This is a genomic window from Streptomyces sp. NPDC031265, assembly GCF_055570295.1.
Genome location: NZ_JBVIHM010000008.1, coordinates 87,946 through 102,641, shown reverse-complemented (window position 1 = coordinate 102,641; position 14,696 = coordinate 87,946). Strand labels below are relative to the sequence as shown.

Genomic DNA, 14,696 nt, shown 5'->3' with positions numbered 1-14,696 from the left:
GCTGGGACGGGCGCGCTTGCCGGCCAGACCAACGCGCCAGGCGGCTCTGGGGAACGGCCGCACGAAACGGGCGCAGGGCGCCCACCCGCGACACCTCGCGGGGGCGTCTGCAACCACCGGGGTGGCTGCAGACGCCTACACCGTTTCGGGGCGGGTCCGCAGAGCGTCAGCCCAGGGACCCGTCCGGCAAGCAGCCAGGATCCTGTTGTCCATGGAGGGTCAGTCCCGCCCTGGGCAACCCTCGCGCTGCCGGGTGGCTTACCCGGGTCAGCTGCGCCAGCGCCCGAGCCAGCCGCCGGCCTTCGATGCCTGCGCCGCCTCCTTCTGGAGCTCCTGCTCCAGGCGCTCGCGTTCGGCCTGTTCCGCCTGCCGCTCCGCCTCGAGCTCCCGGGCCTTGCAGTCGTCGTACAGGTGCGGGCGACTGTCCCCGCGGCCCCAGTCGACCACGATGCTGGCCTTCCACCTGTCGTCGGTGAACTTGGCCCTGCAGCTGGCGCACACCGGACGCTGAGCCTCACGTTCGGCTGCTTCCCGCGCGAGAGACGGCGCCGCGCGTCTTCGGCGCGGCGGGCGAGGGCGGCCTCCCGGCGGGGGTTGCCGATCGCGTCCCAGAGGTTCTGCCGGTCCTCGCGGCCGAAGCGCCAGAACGCGGGCCCGGCTGTGCCGTGCTTGCGCAGCAGCTCCAGCGTGGTCGCCAAGATCGGCATCTTCTCCCTGTAGAGGTGGAAGCCGTCGGCCTCTTGGCCCTGCCAGTGCTCGCGGGTGAGGGCGGCAACCTTCTTCGTCTGGCTCAGCGCGGGCCGCGGGCCGACCTGGCGGCAACCGGGTGGGTGCCGCCGCTCGGCGTTGACGCCGGGGTCAGGGTCGGCGCCGACGGCGGGTGAGGTCGGGCACGGAGGTTTGGGCGGCCACCTGCTGCTCCAGGGCCGCGTTACTCTCCTTGAGCTTGCTGTTCTCGATCTCCAGGACATGGACGATCCGGACCAGGAGCTGCGTCTGTCCGCGCAGATCGTCGCGTTCGGCGCGGACGCGGGCCAGGTCCTGTTGCTGATTGGCCGCGCGGGCCCGCGCCGAGTCGGGCAGCGCTTCGCCGATGGGAGTGCGGGCCTTGACCAGGGCGTAGAACAGGTCTTTGAGGCCGGTGTGCTTGTGGGTGAGCTTGTTGCGGCGCAGTCCGGCTTCGGTGGCCAGGGAGACGATGGTCAGCTTGCCGTCGGAGTGCAGCGGGGCGCCGATCAGCAGGCGAACCATGGCGTCGGTGATAGCTCTGGTCTCGGCGGCGTCCTCGGTGTCGGCGTGGCCTTGGGCGTGGGTGAGCGCCTCGCCGACGAGCTGGGCCAGCGACGCGCCGTCGCGCGGGCCGGGGGCGGCCGCGGTGGGGATTTTCATCGGCGCTCCTCGACTTCGGTGTCGGCCGGTTGCTGGGCCTCGTGGCGTCGGATGATGGCGGTGAGGTGGGCCTTGCGCTGTTGTTCGCGGGCGGCGATGGGGTAGGGGTCGAGGCCGGTGTCGGCGTCCGCGTCGATCCGCGTGACCTCGGCTCGCAGGGCGGTGATCTGGCTGTCGGTGCGGCTGATGTTTGCGCACGCCGGGTGGCAGCGTGAGTGGTCGGGGGTGTTACGGCCGCTGTCGCCCGCCCGGTCGCGGTCGGGGTTGCATAGCGCGGTGAACGCGTTGTGGTTGCAGGTCAGGAACGCCTTCGGGTCCTCGTAGACCTGAAGGCGGGGGTTGGCGACCAGCGCGCGCAGTTCGCGTCTTCCGAGGTAGGTCCCGGCGTAGCGGGCGGAGAACTCGGCGGCCGCGGCGCGGTAGCGGTCGGCGGCCGGGCCGCTGACCTTCTCGCCAGCGTTGAGGCGTTCGCTGGCCTCGCTGAGGGTCTCGGCCAGGGCCAGGCCCTTCTCCTGGTCCAGGACCTCGAGCATGTCGGCCTTCGAGCGGCCGGCGTAAGACTCCGAGATGGCGGTGGCCGCGTGGCCGTACTGCACCGCGAGCGCGATCCGGCCGCCGGGCTGGCGGTAGATGAACCAGGCGATGGTGCGGCGGAAGCGGCGCAGGGCGACGGCGCCTTCGGGATCGGGCGGGATCAGCTCGTGGGGCCGGTCGTGGGCGGTGGCGAGCTGGTTGGCCCAGGCGGTGAAGGCGCGGATCCGTTCCACGGCGGTGTCGGAGGACAGGCCGGTGCGGGGCATGCAGGTGCCCTTGGCGCACCGGTAGAGGGTGCGGGTGAACAGCTGCTCACCGTCTTCGAGTTCCTCGACGACGGCGATGGCGCGCGCGACGGGCTCCAGCACGATCCACGGGTCCGCGCGTTCCTCACCTTCGCCGATCGCGTTGCCGTCCTCGTCCAACACCCCCTTGAAGTGCCGGCCGCGGACTTCGAACCGTACGGTGCCGTCCTCGCGCTCCACGCGGGTGCAGCAGCCGCGGCGCAGGGCCAGGACTACTGGCGGGAGGGTGTTATTCCCACTGTGCACTATTCCCACCTCTCCCACATGATCCTCGCCAGAGCCCGTTCAGCTCATCCCGCTTCCAGCGAGTCGGCCCGCCGCTTCAGGTCTGCCGCGATGCCGTCCCAGTTCGGTCCATGCAGCCAGAGGCTTTCGGCGGCCTCTCGCAGCAACGCCGGCTCGTCCGGTTGCTGCAGGAGCACCAGACGGTAGGGCAGGTTGCGAACCCAGACCGGAAGATGGCCGTCAACGACGTGCGGGCTCAGCTCACGCAGCATGGCGAGGATCGAATCTGCATCAGCGAAGGTCAGCTCTTCGACGAAGTAGTGCTCCTGGTGGTCGCCGTCGCACTTCGGTGTAGGTCGGTACTCGTCCCCGTAGAGACACCGGGCGTGCTCCGTCAGGATGCTGTGCATGCCCTGGAGCCTATGCCGCCTTGGTCCGCCGGGAAGAGCCCGCCCGGACCGCTCAGCGGGGAATCGGCGTCGCCCCCACGGCGCCCCGCTCCAGGCCGTCTGTTCCCAAGGAGATGGTCAGCCGTGTCCTGAGCACAGTCGTCGGGTGCTCCGATGGCCGTGAGAGCGGCGTTCACCCGTGCTGGCGCATCTGGCGGCAACTCGTCGTCGGCGAGCAACGGCAACAGGAGCAGGAGTCGGGCCGCGGTGTCGTGCACGCCGACGGCGGCCAGGTCGGGCGTCTCGGCGATGTGCATGATGTCGCGCCAGGACAAGCCCGGCCCGTACCAGTCGCCGTCAAAGCTGACCAGCTCCTCTGCCCGTGGCCAGCCCGCTCGGGTCAGCAGGTAGTCGATCCCGAAGTCACCTACGAGGTTCCGGTACACGACGACGGCGCTGTGACCGCTTGCGAACGGGATGCGGAACGTCGGCCAGGCCTGGTCGTCCAGAAGAACCTCGGCCAGGGCGTCGGTGTCCGCGCCATCGTCACCGAACCAGTCGGGTGCCGGCCGGGCCTCACCCGAGACGAACCGGCACACAGCCAGAAGGTGACTGGACCAGAACCCGGCGCGTTCAAGCAGCCGCTCACCCTCGACCAACGGCCCGAAGTCGTATCCCTTGATCAGCACGGATCAGAGTCTCCCAGGTCCCACCGACGTTCCCTCGCGCCCGGTTCGTCCGCAGTAGCGGGACAGCCCTTAAGAGCCCCCTTGGCTGCCATGGCGTGGCGGAGCACAGTCATGCCTCGAAGCGGCGGCTGGAGCGGGCGCGCTGCAAGCCTGGGGCTGATAATTGGCAACGGAGCTTTGCACACTTGGCCTGTTCAAGTTGCGCTGCGGCGGCAGACAGCTTGCGGCCGGCCCCTGTACATGGGCCTTGCTACCGGCGGGCCAGGAGGCTCAAATGACCCATCGTTTGCTTGTGCTGGGGGCAGGCCCTAAGGCTGTGGCAATTGCGGCAAAAGCATATTCTCTGAGGAAGCTCAAGCACCGACCCGACACCTTCTCGGTACCGGATGTCCTGCTGATTGATGACAAAAAGGTAGCGGCGAATTGGTCCGGGAAGCATGGCTACACCGACGGAAAGCAAGGTCTTGCCACTTCGCCCTTGAAAGACTTGGGATTCCCTTACCACTCCACAGCTTGGGGTCAGGGAAACCACGGGGTCGACTCCGCAATGATGGGGACGTTCAGCTGGTGCTCATATCTGATATCTGGCAGCGATTCCCGTACGCAGGTCTATTCCGATTGGGTCGACCGCGGCACCCCTCCACCTGACCTCAAGGAGTGGACAAAGTATCTTCGCTGGGCCTGCAGGGCATGCGAGAAGCAGAGGGAAATAAACCTCCAGAAATGGGAGGTAGAGCGCATCGACCTGCAGGATGGGGAGTGGAGGCTCAGCGGCTCCTCTGATGGAAGTCAGTTCAGCGCAGCGGCGGACGCTCTTGTTGTGACGGGCCCCGGCCCGCCCAGCACAGCCATAACTGTCGAAGGAAGCCGTGATCGCATAACGGACGCCAAGGAGTTTTGGAAGAAGAATAATCTTACGCGGCGCCAAATTCTGCGCTCCAAGGGCGGGGCCAGCATTGCCATCATCGGCAATGGGGCCGCAGCAGCCTCGCTTGCCGCCTACCTCTGCGCAGCTCTTCCCAAAAGTTTCGTCAATATCATATCTCCCTCCGGGGTCATGTACAGCCGCGGGGAGAGCTATGACGAACTCAGGCACTTCTCGAACCCAAGCGACTGGGGATCTTTCGAGTCGGATACTCGAGATGATTTCTTGCGGCGAACCTCACTCGGCGTCTTCCCTCTTGAATCCAAGAAAGTTCTGAACCTCGCAGGGAATCTCGGTGCAATTAAAGGGAAGGTGAAGGAAATCATCGGACTGCCCAATAAAGTCACAGTCACCTTCGCCGACCCGGTCGACCGGCGGAAGCTCTGCCCTGCCTGCAGGGCAAGGCTGTGCCACCCCTGCAAGCTCAAGGACGGCTCGTCGGCGGAAGATTCTAAGCCCACGCGAGATCCGGCGGATTTCGATTATGTGGTGATCGCCAATGGTTTCAATAGGGAATGGTGGATCGAAAGATTGTCCGACGATGCACGCTTGGCTATCGAATCCGAGGTGGGCGGGTCCATTCTAGGCACATCTGCCGGCGGTAGACTCAGTAGCCATATGGGAAATAGTCTGGAAATTACAAACCTCCGGCCGTGGATACACCTTCCGACGTTTGCGGAAGCCCAGGGCCCCGGGTTTGGGAGTCTCCACAGTCTGGGACTCCTGTCCGACCGCATCCTCAGCTCGCACTGCCCCAGACCCGTGGACTACCTGGATACCTCGGAGTACCCTTAACTGTCTCCTGGCCTGCCGCAAAGAAGGGGCCTCGCATGCATCAGACCACTCCATGGCAGCGACCGACCCAGGTTCGCCGCGGCATCAGGTGGCCCGTGGCTGTGCTGGATACTCTCGACGCCGAGGCGGCCCGAAAGAAGATCAACTTTACCAAGCTGGTCGAGAAGGCGGTCATCCGGACGGCTGCGAAAGGCGTGGACGATCCTCGGCAGGCGGCCGACCTCGATTCCGTCTTGAAGGCCGCACGCCAGCATCTGGACTCGTCGGAGACGTACGCGACGCGCACGCTCTTCTGGCGCGTATCGGCAGATGACCAGCTAGCTACTCTGCAGCGACGTCGGGCCGACGCTAAGCAAGAAGCGGCGTCGCAGGACGTCATCCTTCTGGCCTGTGCTCTCAAGTCCCTGCCTGAGACGAAGCAAGGTTCGCGTTCTTAGTCAACGCGAGCCGCGAGGCAGCCGGCCCGGTCGCGTCGGGCGGTTCCCTCTGGTGTGAAGGTGAAGCCGTCCGTGAACAGGGTGCCGCCGTCCCAGAATGCCCAGAGGACAGGTTCGGCATGGACGGAAGCCGACGATGAGCTTGGCCCAGGGGCGAAGCTGTTCCAGAAGTGGAAGCAGAGCAGGGCGTCGTCACGTCGATCGGTCGCGTAGGCCAGCGTCTTGGGGTAGTTGGGGTTGTTCCCCCCGAAGAGGACCGAGGGCGGGCCGAACGCCGTGACGACGTCTCTGAGGAGACGGTCCTTGCGGCACCAGGTATCGCTGACGCGGCGGATCGCGTCGTGCTCAGCCGAGGTGAGGGTCCGGTCGAGTCGCAGCCATCCCCGACGGTGTGCGATCTCGGCGTAGGCCGAGGCCACGGCACCCTCGTGTGCATCACCCCAGAGATCTTGGAAGGCTCCGCGGACGCCGGTGGAGGAGGATCCTCGCCGGGTTTGGAGGTCTTTCAGCTCCTGCTGCCATGCGGACTCGGAGGCGTCGCGAACGCCACGGCGTCGAGGTAGAGCCTGATCGCCATCTCGCCGCCGTACATTCCTGGCGACGCAGGGCGCCGTTCAAGTTCGTGAGCAGGTAATCGAGCACTTCTTGGGCTGTGCGCTCATCGTTGCGTGCGGTCGCGTCGGTCATCGTCTGCCTTCCTGTTGGTCCTCGGCGCGTGCCGCGAGGTACTCCGCCCAGTCGCGTCGGGCGTAGGCGACCCAGCGGATCGCGGTGTGGCGGTGCATGCCGGTCAGGTCGGCGAGGATGGGACTGGGGAGGTCGGCGGCGAGCGCGGCGAGGGCGGAGTTGCGGGCCGCGCGGACCGAGATTCCGTGTCGGTTGAGCTTCTGCGTCATGGCGTGGGTCGAGATGGGCTTCCCTGGGACCAGGCCCGGGAACAGCAGTCGGGGGCCCAGAGTGGCCTGGGTGAACAGAGCTCGTGAGCCGGGTAGGGGCTCTTCTGCCAGCTGGTGCAGTAGCCCGGCCAGTCGTGGGGGCAACAGGACGGGGTGACGGCCGAGCCTCAGGTGGGTGTGCTTGTTGCCGAGCTGTAGGTGGTCGGGCGTCAGATGGCAGAGCCGTTCTGTGGACGGACCGAAGAGCAGGGTGATCGCGCCGGCTGCTCGGACGTCAAGGGGCAGGGTGTCGTCGGTGAGACAGCGCTGGAGGATGTGCCAGCGGTCGTCCTCGTCGAGCAGGGCCTGGGGTTCTTGCTGCGGGATGGAGGGGACGGTGAGCTTCTGGGTGAGCTGGCGGCTCGCGGTCCAGTTCAGGAAGTAGCGGATCAAGTAGCGCCGTTGGCTTGTGCCGCCGGTGATCCAGTCGTCAATGTGCTCCTGGGTGAGGTCTTCGAGTGCCAGCTGCTGCTGGTCGAGCCAGGCCAGCAGTTCCAGGGCCACGCTGACGCGCCGTCTGAGATCGCGGTCAGCGGACGCCGGGTAGCGGCGGACGGCCGCGCGTTGGCGCGCGCGTCGGAGCAGGAACCAGTGCAGGAACGGGCGGGCGAGGTTCGCATGGGCCGCCGGCTTGACGGCCAGTTCGTGCTCCAGCCATCCGGGGATCCGTTCGAGGTCTTCATTGCGGGCGGCCAAGACGCCGGTGTGTACCAGGAGTTGGCGGATGTAGCGCTGGTTCCGGCTGGGTGGCAGCTCGTCGAGCAGCTCGTGGCTGAGCGGACGCTCCTCGGTTGCGAGGCGGGCGAGAAGCCTGCTGTTCGGGCTCTCGCGGATCCACTGAATCGCCTGGAAGGGCGCCGGAGCGGCCGCCAGTGCCGTCGCGAGCGGCTGCAACTGGTCGGGGACCACGCCGTCGGCCCCGGCGAGCAGGAGGTTCGCCCGTTCGGCGAGAACGCAGAACGCGCAACGTCCCCGGCTGTGGGGGTTGCCGGCCCGGCCGCACTGGCGGCAGGTGTAGTCGGCGGCGAAGCCGACGCATGGTCCGCAGACGCCGGCGCCGCCGGCGTCCCGCGCGATGAGCGGCTGGACCGTGCCGCAGCGCGAGCACTCGGCGGGCGACCGGAGGACGGTGTTGTAGCAGGTCATGCAGATCGGCCCGATGGGCCATCGCGTGTTGACCGGCTTGGTCCGGCCGCAGCGAGCGCATGGCTCGCCTTGTCGATTGCGCCGGTAGCAGTTGCCGCAGACGGGTTGGCCCCGGAGCTTGCTGTTGCAGGGGCGGATACGACCGCAGGCGGAGCAGGTCAGTTCGGGGCCGCGGTAGCAGCCGTCACAGAGGTCGGGCTCACCGTCGTGCGCGTTGCGCGCGATGCGCTTGAGCTGCCCGCAGCGGCCGCATGGCCGTCGTGGTCGACGGTGGCGGTTATAGCAGAGGTGGCAGACCGCGCCGTCGGCGTCGACCAGCGCCGCAATCGCGGTCTTGCCGCAGGTCACGCAGGTGTGCGTGGGGCGTTTCCAGCAGCTCTTGCACAGTCCCCGGCCGTCGTCGCGGCGAACCACAGGGTTCTGGAGTTCGCCGCACTCGGCGCATTCTTCCCGTCGGGCGGGGTCCTTTTGGTAGCAGGTTGAACAGATGCCGCCCTCGGGGCGGCGGGCGGTGATCTGCACGCCCTCGCGGTGGCAGCGCGCGCAGGTAGCGCGGCGACTCTTGGCGTCGCAGGTCGCGCAGAGCCGCCCCTCTGGCCGTAGCTGCCGAAGGTCGGTCCGCACCGTGCCGCAGTGCGCGCAACCGGGGCGGACCACTGGGTGGCCGCCCTCGTGCAGCACCTGGGTCAGCCGCAGCAGAACCGGCGGGCAGAGCGAACTCCCTGAGGTCAGGGCCTGGGGGTGGCCGGCCAAGTGCTTGGCGAGCTCCTCCAGGAAGCGGGCCGCCCCGCGCACGGGGATCGGCACCGCAAGCACCAGGGCGGCTGCGGCCCCGTCGGCGTCGAGGTCGGGCACAGCCGCGGTGAGCTTGGTGGTGACAGCGGAGGTGGCGGCCTCCAGCCGCGCGGCCTGGGCGGCGAGGCGGGCGACGACCGACGGCGCGGTCGGCGAGGGCGCGGTCACAGGCCCTCCGGGCGCCGGATGGAGGTCCGGCGCACGGCCGGAAACGGGCCGGGAGCCTCGCCGCCGGCGGTCTTGCGGACTTCCTCGTTGACGACCTGGACCTCGATCAGGTCGTTCGGCTGGCAGGCGAGGATGTCGCACAGAGCCGCCAGGACGTCCATCGACAGCCGCTGCGGGGGCTGGGTGACCAGCCGAAAGACCTGCTCACGGGAGAGGGTGACGCCCCGCTCGGCCAGCAGCGGCACCAGGTCGGTGGTCTGGAACATCTCCCGGTCGGCCATGAGCTTGCGCAGGTTCCAGCGGTAGCCCATCTTCTTGATCACTTGGGGTCCTCCCAGATGCCGGGGTAGCGATGGGTCAACTTCCGCTGCAAAAGCCGGTTGCGGTACTCGTCCGAGACGCCGGTGTAGATGGCCGTGGTGCTGGCGTAGCCGTGGCCGGCCTGGTCTTGGACGAACCGCTCCGGGTAGTCGAACTCGACGAGGTGCGTGATGTAGGAATGCCTCAGGCAGTGCATTTTCAGTTCTTCCGGCAGGTCAGCGGCCTTCCGTGCGGCGTCGAAGGCTTCGTTCGCCGACCGGCGCGACAGGCGCCCGCTTCGTTCGGTGACCCAGATCGCCGGGTGCTTCCCTGCGCCGAACCGGGGCCGCACCTCGGTCAGATAGTGGTCCAGGACATCGACGATCCAGTCCATCTCCGGGACCGTGAAGATGGTGCGGCGCTTGGGCGGGCTGCCCTTCGAGGACTTGCCGTAGCGAACGAACATCGCCCCGTGCCGCTTGTACTGCGGCGCCTTCGGGTTGCGCCGCAGGTCCGCGATGTCGAGGTGGACGTTCTCCCGGCGGCGCATGCCGTAGGCGTAGTAGGTCTTGAGCAGGGCGGAGTCCCGCATCGCAGTCAACGCGCCCTTGCGGCCGAGCTTGCGGATCTCCTCGACGCGCCCGTCGGCGGCGTCGAACAGGGCCTGGATCTCGTCGTAGGTCAGCGGTCGTCGACTCGGGTCGCCCTCGTACTCGCTGACGTGGGTGACGGTGTTCCACTCGTGCAGGATCTGCATCGGCACCTGGCCGAAGCGCTCCTGGCAGACGTTCATCCAGCCGTAGCGCGCATCGGTGATGTACTCGCAGAACAACCGCAGGTGGTTCTGGTAGCCGCGGCCGCTCGACACCGTGAACGTCGGCGTCTTCGCGCGCAGGTGGTCGACGAACGCTTCGACCTCGGCCGGCTGCCACTGCCACGGGTACTGGTTGGTGAACTCGGCGAACCGGCGGACCAGCGACAGCCGCGGCTTGATGGTCCCGTCCCAATTCAGGAAGCGGCTCCGCTGCTGCTTGGTCCACCCCTCCAGCATCGCCTCGAACACCGCCGGCTCAGGGTCCAGGTAGGAGACCCCGTCCACGAGCACCAGGTGTGCTGCACCCGCCAAATCAGCCGCTCTAGCCACTCCAGCCTCCGTTGCGTTAGATGCAACATTGTTGGGATGGCATCGGTCGAGCGCAAGAGGCGCTGGCAGATCGATCGACACTGGGTTGGCGGCCTCGAAGTCGACCCCTCCGACCTGCGAATAGGCTGTCCGCCCACCCTGCTGAATGTTGCATCAAATGCAACTCCGCCCCTTTCTCCTCAGGCCGCATGCCGGAGAGGTAGGCGCAGCAGATCAGGGCGGCAGTGGACAGGTGCAGCATCAGGGTGTCCACGTCGTCGAAGCCAATCTGCTCTCGCCATGGGGCGGTACCGATCCGGCCGGTGAGCGGAATGTCGAGAATCGGGGCGGGGCCGAAGTTGGCCGGGGTGAGCTCGTCGGACAGGATGCCGCGGGCGCGGGCAACCTGATGGAAGGTGACGCCGAGGGTGCCGGCCAGGAAGGTGTTGGCCATCGGCGGCAGCGCCCCGCCGAAGCGGGCGCGCACGGCGGTGGCGCCGGGCGCACCGCTGGAGGGCAGCTTCTCTCCGGCCGCGAGCAGGCCGCGCAAGTGGGCCACCGTGGCCTCGGTGCCGCCGAGCGGGGCGCGGGCGGGGATGGCGGCGAGCAGCCGGCGGTGCTTGCGGACGGCGGTCAGGATATCCGGTGACAGGTCCAGGACCGTGCGCAGCGCCCACACCAAGAGCGGGGCCATGACGGCCGGGTGCACGATCGCGACGTTGTTCTCGCCGTTGGGGGTGTCGTCGTTGGTGCCGAGGAAGTCGGACATGACCGCGGCCGGGTCCTCCCACGGCGGCATGACCAGCCGGTCGCTCTCGGGCAGGTAGGGGGCGTAGGCCCACAGCCGCGAGATCACCCACAGGGCCCTGGCGTCGGTGCGCCACCGGCGGCCGAGCGGGCGCAGGTGCTCAGCGTAGGCATCCAGGTCGCCGATCGTGATCTGGGAGAGTTCGGTGATTCCGCGCCCATCGAGCCAGGAGGCGAAGCGGATCCAGATCTGGAAGTAGTGGCGCAGCGTGCCCGGTTGGGTGGTGGAGCGCGCGGCCCGCTGCTGGAGCAGCACGGCCGGGGTCGGCAGGTTCAGCTCGGCGAAGGCCGCGCGCATCATGCCGGGCCTCAGCCCGGCGGGGCAGCGGCTCCAGTCGATGACCAGCGAGCGGTTCGACTCCCTGGGGCTGATCAGCGCCAAGGGCCAGGCCAGATCGCGGAACCGCGGCAGCTGCTCCGGGTCGAAGCCGGGCCGCAGTCGGTTGAACGGGAGGACGAAGGCGTCAGGGGCCGGGTCGACAATGTCCGGGCTGGCGGGGACGGGCGAGGACGCACTCACGGGTCGAGCCTCCGTTCCAGCATCGCGTGGATCAGCTCCCGCTCGCTGTCGGCCACGGCGGCGACTAGCTGGGGCCGCGCGTCGGTAGTGGTGTAGGTGGTCAGGAAGTCGCCGATCCGCGCGTGGTGCGTCGCCCAGTCCGCGGCCCAAACCGCCGGGGTCACGGCTGAGCGCAGGGACTCAAGCGCCTGGTGCAGGTAGGCGATGCGGGGCAGGTCGCGGCCGGTGGCCACCGCGTTGCGGCAGGCGAAGCACAGCAGGAACGACACCGCGCACGGCATCCCGGCCTGGCTGTGATCGGAGTTGAGGAAGTCCGCGCACGAGGCGACCGGGGTGCGCAGCCGGCCGGCCACGATCCGGCGCGCCACCTCCACGTCGATTACGGCCTCCTTGGCCACGAGCTCGGCACTCACCTCGCCCTCGGCGTCGGCCTCCTCGACCAGGCGCATGGCGACCGTCTGCCGGGCGGAGGCCACAGCCCGGGCCAGACCGAGCTCCACCGCGCCGCGCGAGGCGGCGCGGACGTCTTCGTCTTGCAGCTGGTAGTCACGCTCGTGGGTGGCCTGGGTGTTGTTGCGGGCCCGGCCGTGGTGCGCCTGCGCGCTGTGGCGCAGTGCCTGGGCGTGTACCCGGGCGGGCAGGTCGACGCCTCCGGAGCGGACCTGCTGCTGCCAGCGTCGGATCGCTCCGTCCAGGGCTGCGCCGAGCGCGTGGTCGCGCAAATTCTCGTTTCCGCCCAGGCCGCGGTGGCCGACCAGCAGCTTCGTCGTGGGACGGCCCAGCGTCTCCAGGGTGGTCCTGGCCGGCGCGGTCAGCTCCAGCACGTGCCGCAGGGCGCGGCCGCTGGAGCCCTCGCCGACGTCGGCGAGGGTGTTGCTGGCGTGCCGGCGCCGTCCGCGCCGGGCCTTGTCCGTGTCGACCTGGTGCACGGCGGGGTCCTCGCGGTCCGCGTTCGGCCACCAGGTGGGCACGTCCAGCTTCTTGAGCACCGACAGGTTCCACGCCTCGTGCACGATCAGCAGCACGGCCGCCGCCCCGATCTCCGTCGGCGTCGCGAAGAGCCGGCTCAGCGAGGCGGCGTTGCCCTCGAAGCCGCACGCGCGCTCCGCGTACGCCGTCACGGAGTGGTCGCTGCTACTGTGGTAGCGCGGAAGATCCCCGGTGCGGGCCAGCACATCCAGCACCTCACCGAGGGGCCAGTCGCCCTCCCCGCGCTCGATCGCCCCTGCCCGCCACCGCTGAAGAACCGCGGTGTTCGCCGCGATCCGCAGCCGTCCGGCACGCACCGTCGCGGCGGCCGCATCCCGGATCCGGCGCAGTTCCTCCCGAGTGTGCGCCTGCTTGCGCGGCCGTCCGCGCCGGGCCGGCGGCCGGCGCCGCGGCGTCTGAAGGAACACCTGGGTCTCCTCCGGCACCCCAGGCGCCCGCCGGACGACCGCGGCCAGGACCCGGCGGACGTGGATGTCGCCGGTCCACTGCTTCCACCACTCCACCGTGATCTGCCCGGTCGCGGCGACAGGCGGCTCGGCCGCCGCAGCATCCCTGAACAGCAGCCGCAGCGTGCTGGCGTTCGTCCGGTAGGTATCCTCGCTGCCCCAGCCCCGGCCCTGCGCGGCCAGCCCGGCCACCAGCGTCCGCCGGAAATCGACGGGCCCGGGGCTGTCCCGGAAGTCGAACACGCCCAGCGGCTTCCCGGCGCCGCTGACCGGGCGGATGACCAAGCCGTCCGCGTCCAGCACCGGCGCCTTGCGGTAGTCCGTCGGCGGCAGCGCCGCCCGGCGCCCCCGCCCGCTCACGCCGCATCCAGGATTAGGCCCGTACGGGCCGCGAGCTCCGCGATCTTTTCCGCGTCCACGGGGTTGTCGTCGTCGCCGAGCAGCGACTCCAACTGCAGCCCGCGCACCGGCTCCAGATACACGTCCCGCGTCACCTGCTCGGTGCGGTGCCCGAGCATGTCCTTGACCATCAGCCAGACCTGCCCGTACACCTCCTCGTAGTGCAGGCGCTCGGCGGGCGTCAGCCCGAGTCGGCGGTCCAGCGCGTTGTGCAGCGCGATCAGAGTCCGCAGGGCCATGGAATGCCGCAGCATCTTCGGCGTCGCGAAGACATCGAGCCCCGCAGCGGCGCACCGGTTGCTCGCCCGCTCGAAGACCTTCGTCCAGCTCGTGTACTGCAGCGGCAGCCCAGTCTCGGTCAGCCACAGCATCGCCGGTTCCAGGCCGTCCTCGCCCTCGACGAACAACCGCATCCGCCCTGCGGCCGTCAGCCGCCCCAGCACGCTCTCGCCCACACGCCCGTCCCGGCTTCTCCACTGCACGCGGCCCGCCCGACTGACCTTCTGGATGATGCGCAGGTCGGGCAGCCGGTCGTAGACGCCGCGCCGCCGGGCGCGGGCCACCGCCAAGGCGCGTGTGCTCATCCGGTAGCCCTCGACGCGCTGGAGCGCCGGATGGCCGACGTAGAAGGTGTAGCCGGCCCGCTTGGCCACGGCCTGGCCCACGCGGCCCGCGTAGTAGTTCCGTCGCCCGAGCGCCGGGAGCTCGCGGAGCAGTAGGGTGCCGCCTTCGCGGCGCCGCAGGCCGCTGGAGTAGATGAGGTCGGCGTACGCCGTGTCCCTGCCAGCCGAACGGCCGCGCCAGGCCTCGTCCTCCAGGCCGCCCGGCAGCATGCCGCCGAGCCCGACGTTGCGCCACAGCCGAAAGGCCCGCGGTGACAGCCACTTCACGTCCGAGGTCTTCACGTCCGACGGCGAGGCCAGCGTCACCGGGTTCGCCGGCACAAGGCCGCGCTTGGCCGCGATGCCGTACAGCAGCTTTAACGCGGCCTGCTCCTTCGCCCACGTGCCGCCGTCGACCGGAGCTGGATTCGTCGCCCCTCGTCGACGCCAGTCCTCCCAGTCCTCGACGTCGTCCTCCGACGCCTCGTCCCAGTCCAGTCCGCGCTGCCACAGGAACGTGAAGAACAGCCGGTAGAGCGGGGCGTACGTGACCTGGGTGCCCTGCGCTTTGGCCGAGAACGCCGAGCGTCGCAGGCACTCACTCAGCCGAGGATCGACCCGGCCATCCGGCGAGACGAGGATCGGCTGCCGCTCGCGCAGCCTGAGCGCCCGCTCGCGCTCCTCCAAGTCCTCCCAGCCGGGAACGGGTCGGCCTCCTGCGGGATTGCCCCCGTCGCCGACCCAGAACAGCCGCCATTCGTACGTCACTTGACTCCC

General features: G+C 69.0%; 14 protein-coding genes. 2 read left to right on the top strand and 12 right to left on the bottom strand.

Annotated features, from left to right (window positions below; all coding sequences use genetic code 11):
* Positions 1–267: 267 nt before the first annotated feature.
* The 5 genes from ACZ499_RS15065 to ACZ499_RS15045 form a co-directional block, all read right to left on the bottom strand.
* Positions 268–501 carry a hypothetical protein gene (locus ACZ499_RS15065; protein ID WP_468675183.1) on the bottom strand — a complete coding sequence of 78 codons (234 nt, stop codon included), beginning with the start codon at positions 499–501 and terminating at the stop codon, positions 268–270.
* A gap of 357 nt (positions 502–858) precedes the next feature.
* Positions 859–1,389 (bottom strand): hypothetical protein, encoded by a 531-nt coding sequence (locus ACZ499_RS15060; protein ID WP_468675181.1) that lies wholly within the window; start codon positions 1,387–1,389, stop codon positions 859–861.
* On the bottom strand, positions 1,386–2,474 hold the full coding sequence (locus ACZ499_RS15055) for a hypothetical protein (protein ID WP_468675180.1): 1,089 nt from the start codon (positions 2,472–2,474) through the stop codon (positions 1,386–1,388). The genes ACZ499_RS15060 and ACZ499_RS15055 overlap by 4 nt, the downstream gene beginning before the upstream one ends.
* A 44-nt stretch (positions 2,475–2,518) precedes the next feature.
* On the bottom strand, positions 2,519–2,863 hold the full coding sequence (locus ACZ499_RS15050) for a hypothetical protein (protein WP_468675178.1): 345 nt from the start codon (positions 2,861–2,863) through the stop codon (positions 2,519–2,521).
* Entirely contained in the window at positions 2,848–3,531 is a 684-nt protein-coding gene (locus tag ACZ499_RS15045; protein ID WP_468675177.1) for a hypothetical protein, read from the bottom strand. The genes ACZ499_RS15050 and ACZ499_RS15045 overlap by 16 nt, the downstream gene beginning before the upstream one ends.
* A gap of 274 nt (positions 3,532–3,805) precedes the next feature.
* Between ACZ499_RS15045 and ACZ499_RS15040 the strand changes: the two genes are divergently transcribed.
* Positions 3,806–5,251 (top strand): SidA/IucD/PvdA family monooxygenase, encoded by a 1,446-nt coding sequence (locus ACZ499_RS15040; RefSeq protein WP_468675176.1) that lies wholly within the window; start codon positions 3,806–3,808, stop codon positions 5,249–5,251.
* Between the two features lie 95 nt (positions 5,252–5,346).
* Positions 5,347–5,688, top strand: a complete 342-nt coding sequence (locus ACZ499_RS15035) for a hypothetical protein (protein ID WP_468675174.1) — start codon at positions 5,347–5,349, stop codon at positions 5,686–5,688.
* Here ACZ499_RS15035 and ACZ499_RS15030 read toward each other — a convergent pair.
* The 7 genes from ACZ499_RS15030 to ACZ499_RS15000 all read right to left on the bottom strand — a co-directional run bounded on the left by ACZ499_RS15030 (position 5,685) and on the right by ACZ499_RS15000 (position 14,687).
* Positions 5,685–6,107: a hypothetical protein gene (locus ACZ499_RS15030; protein WP_468675172.1), complete on the bottom strand. Its 423-nt coding sequence runs from the start codon at positions 6,105–6,107 to the stop codon at positions 5,685–5,687. The genes ACZ499_RS15035 and ACZ499_RS15030 overlap by 4 nt on opposite strands.
* A gap of 264 nt (positions 6,108–6,371) precedes the next feature.
* On the bottom strand, positions 6,372–8,732 hold the full coding sequence (locus ACZ499_RS15025) for an XRE family transcriptional regulator (protein ID WP_468675171.1): 2,361 nt from the start codon (positions 8,730–8,732) through the stop codon (positions 6,372–6,374).
* Positions 8,729–9,055, bottom strand: a complete 327-nt coding sequence (locus ACZ499_RS15020; protein WP_468675169.1) for a helix-turn-helix domain-containing protein — start codon at positions 9,053–9,055, stop codon at positions 8,729–8,731. The genes ACZ499_RS15025 and ACZ499_RS15020 overlap by 4 nt, the downstream gene beginning before the upstream one ends.
* Complete coding sequence (locus ACZ499_RS15015) at positions 9,052–10,176, bottom strand: tyrosine-type recombinase/integrase (RefSeq protein ID WP_468675167.1); 1,125 nt, start codon at positions 10,174–10,176, stop codon at positions 9,052–9,054. Before ACZ499_RS15015 ends, ACZ499_RS15020 begins: the two co-directional genes overlap by 4 nt.
* Positions 10,177–10,192: 16 nt before the next feature.
* Entirely contained in the window at positions 10,193–11,482 is a 1,290-nt protein-coding gene (locus tag ACZ499_RS15010; RefSeq protein WP_468675165.1) for a hypothetical protein, read from the bottom strand.
* Entirely contained in the window at positions 11,479–13,278 is a 1,800-nt protein-coding gene (locus tag ACZ499_RS15005; RefSeq protein ID WP_468675163.1) for a hypothetical protein, read from the bottom strand. Before ACZ499_RS15005 ends, ACZ499_RS15010 begins: the two co-directional genes overlap by 4 nt.
* Positions 13,275–14,687: a site-specific integrase gene (locus ACZ499_RS15000; protein WP_468675160.1), complete on the bottom strand. Its 1,413-nt coding sequence runs from the start codon at positions 14,685–14,687 to the stop codon at positions 13,275–13,277. The genes ACZ499_RS15005 and ACZ499_RS15000 overlap by 4 nt, the downstream gene beginning before the upstream one ends.
* Positions 14,688–14,696 lie beyond the last annotated feature (9 nt).

Excerpts from the sequence above, each read along its gene's own strand:
- ACZ499_RS15060 (WP_468675181.1), bottom strand. The coding sequence starts at position 1,389 with ATGAAAATCCCCACCGCGGCCGCCCCCGGCCCGCGCGACGGCGCGTCG.
- ACZ499_RS15050 (WP_468675178.1), bottom strand. The coding sequence starts at position 2,863 with ATGCACAGCATCCTGACGGAGCACGCCCGGTGTCTCTACGGGGACGAG.
- ACZ499_RS15040 (WP_468675176.1), top strand. The coding sequence starts at position 3,806 with ATGACCCATCGTTTGCTTGTGCTGGGGGCAGGCCCTAAGGCTGTGGCA.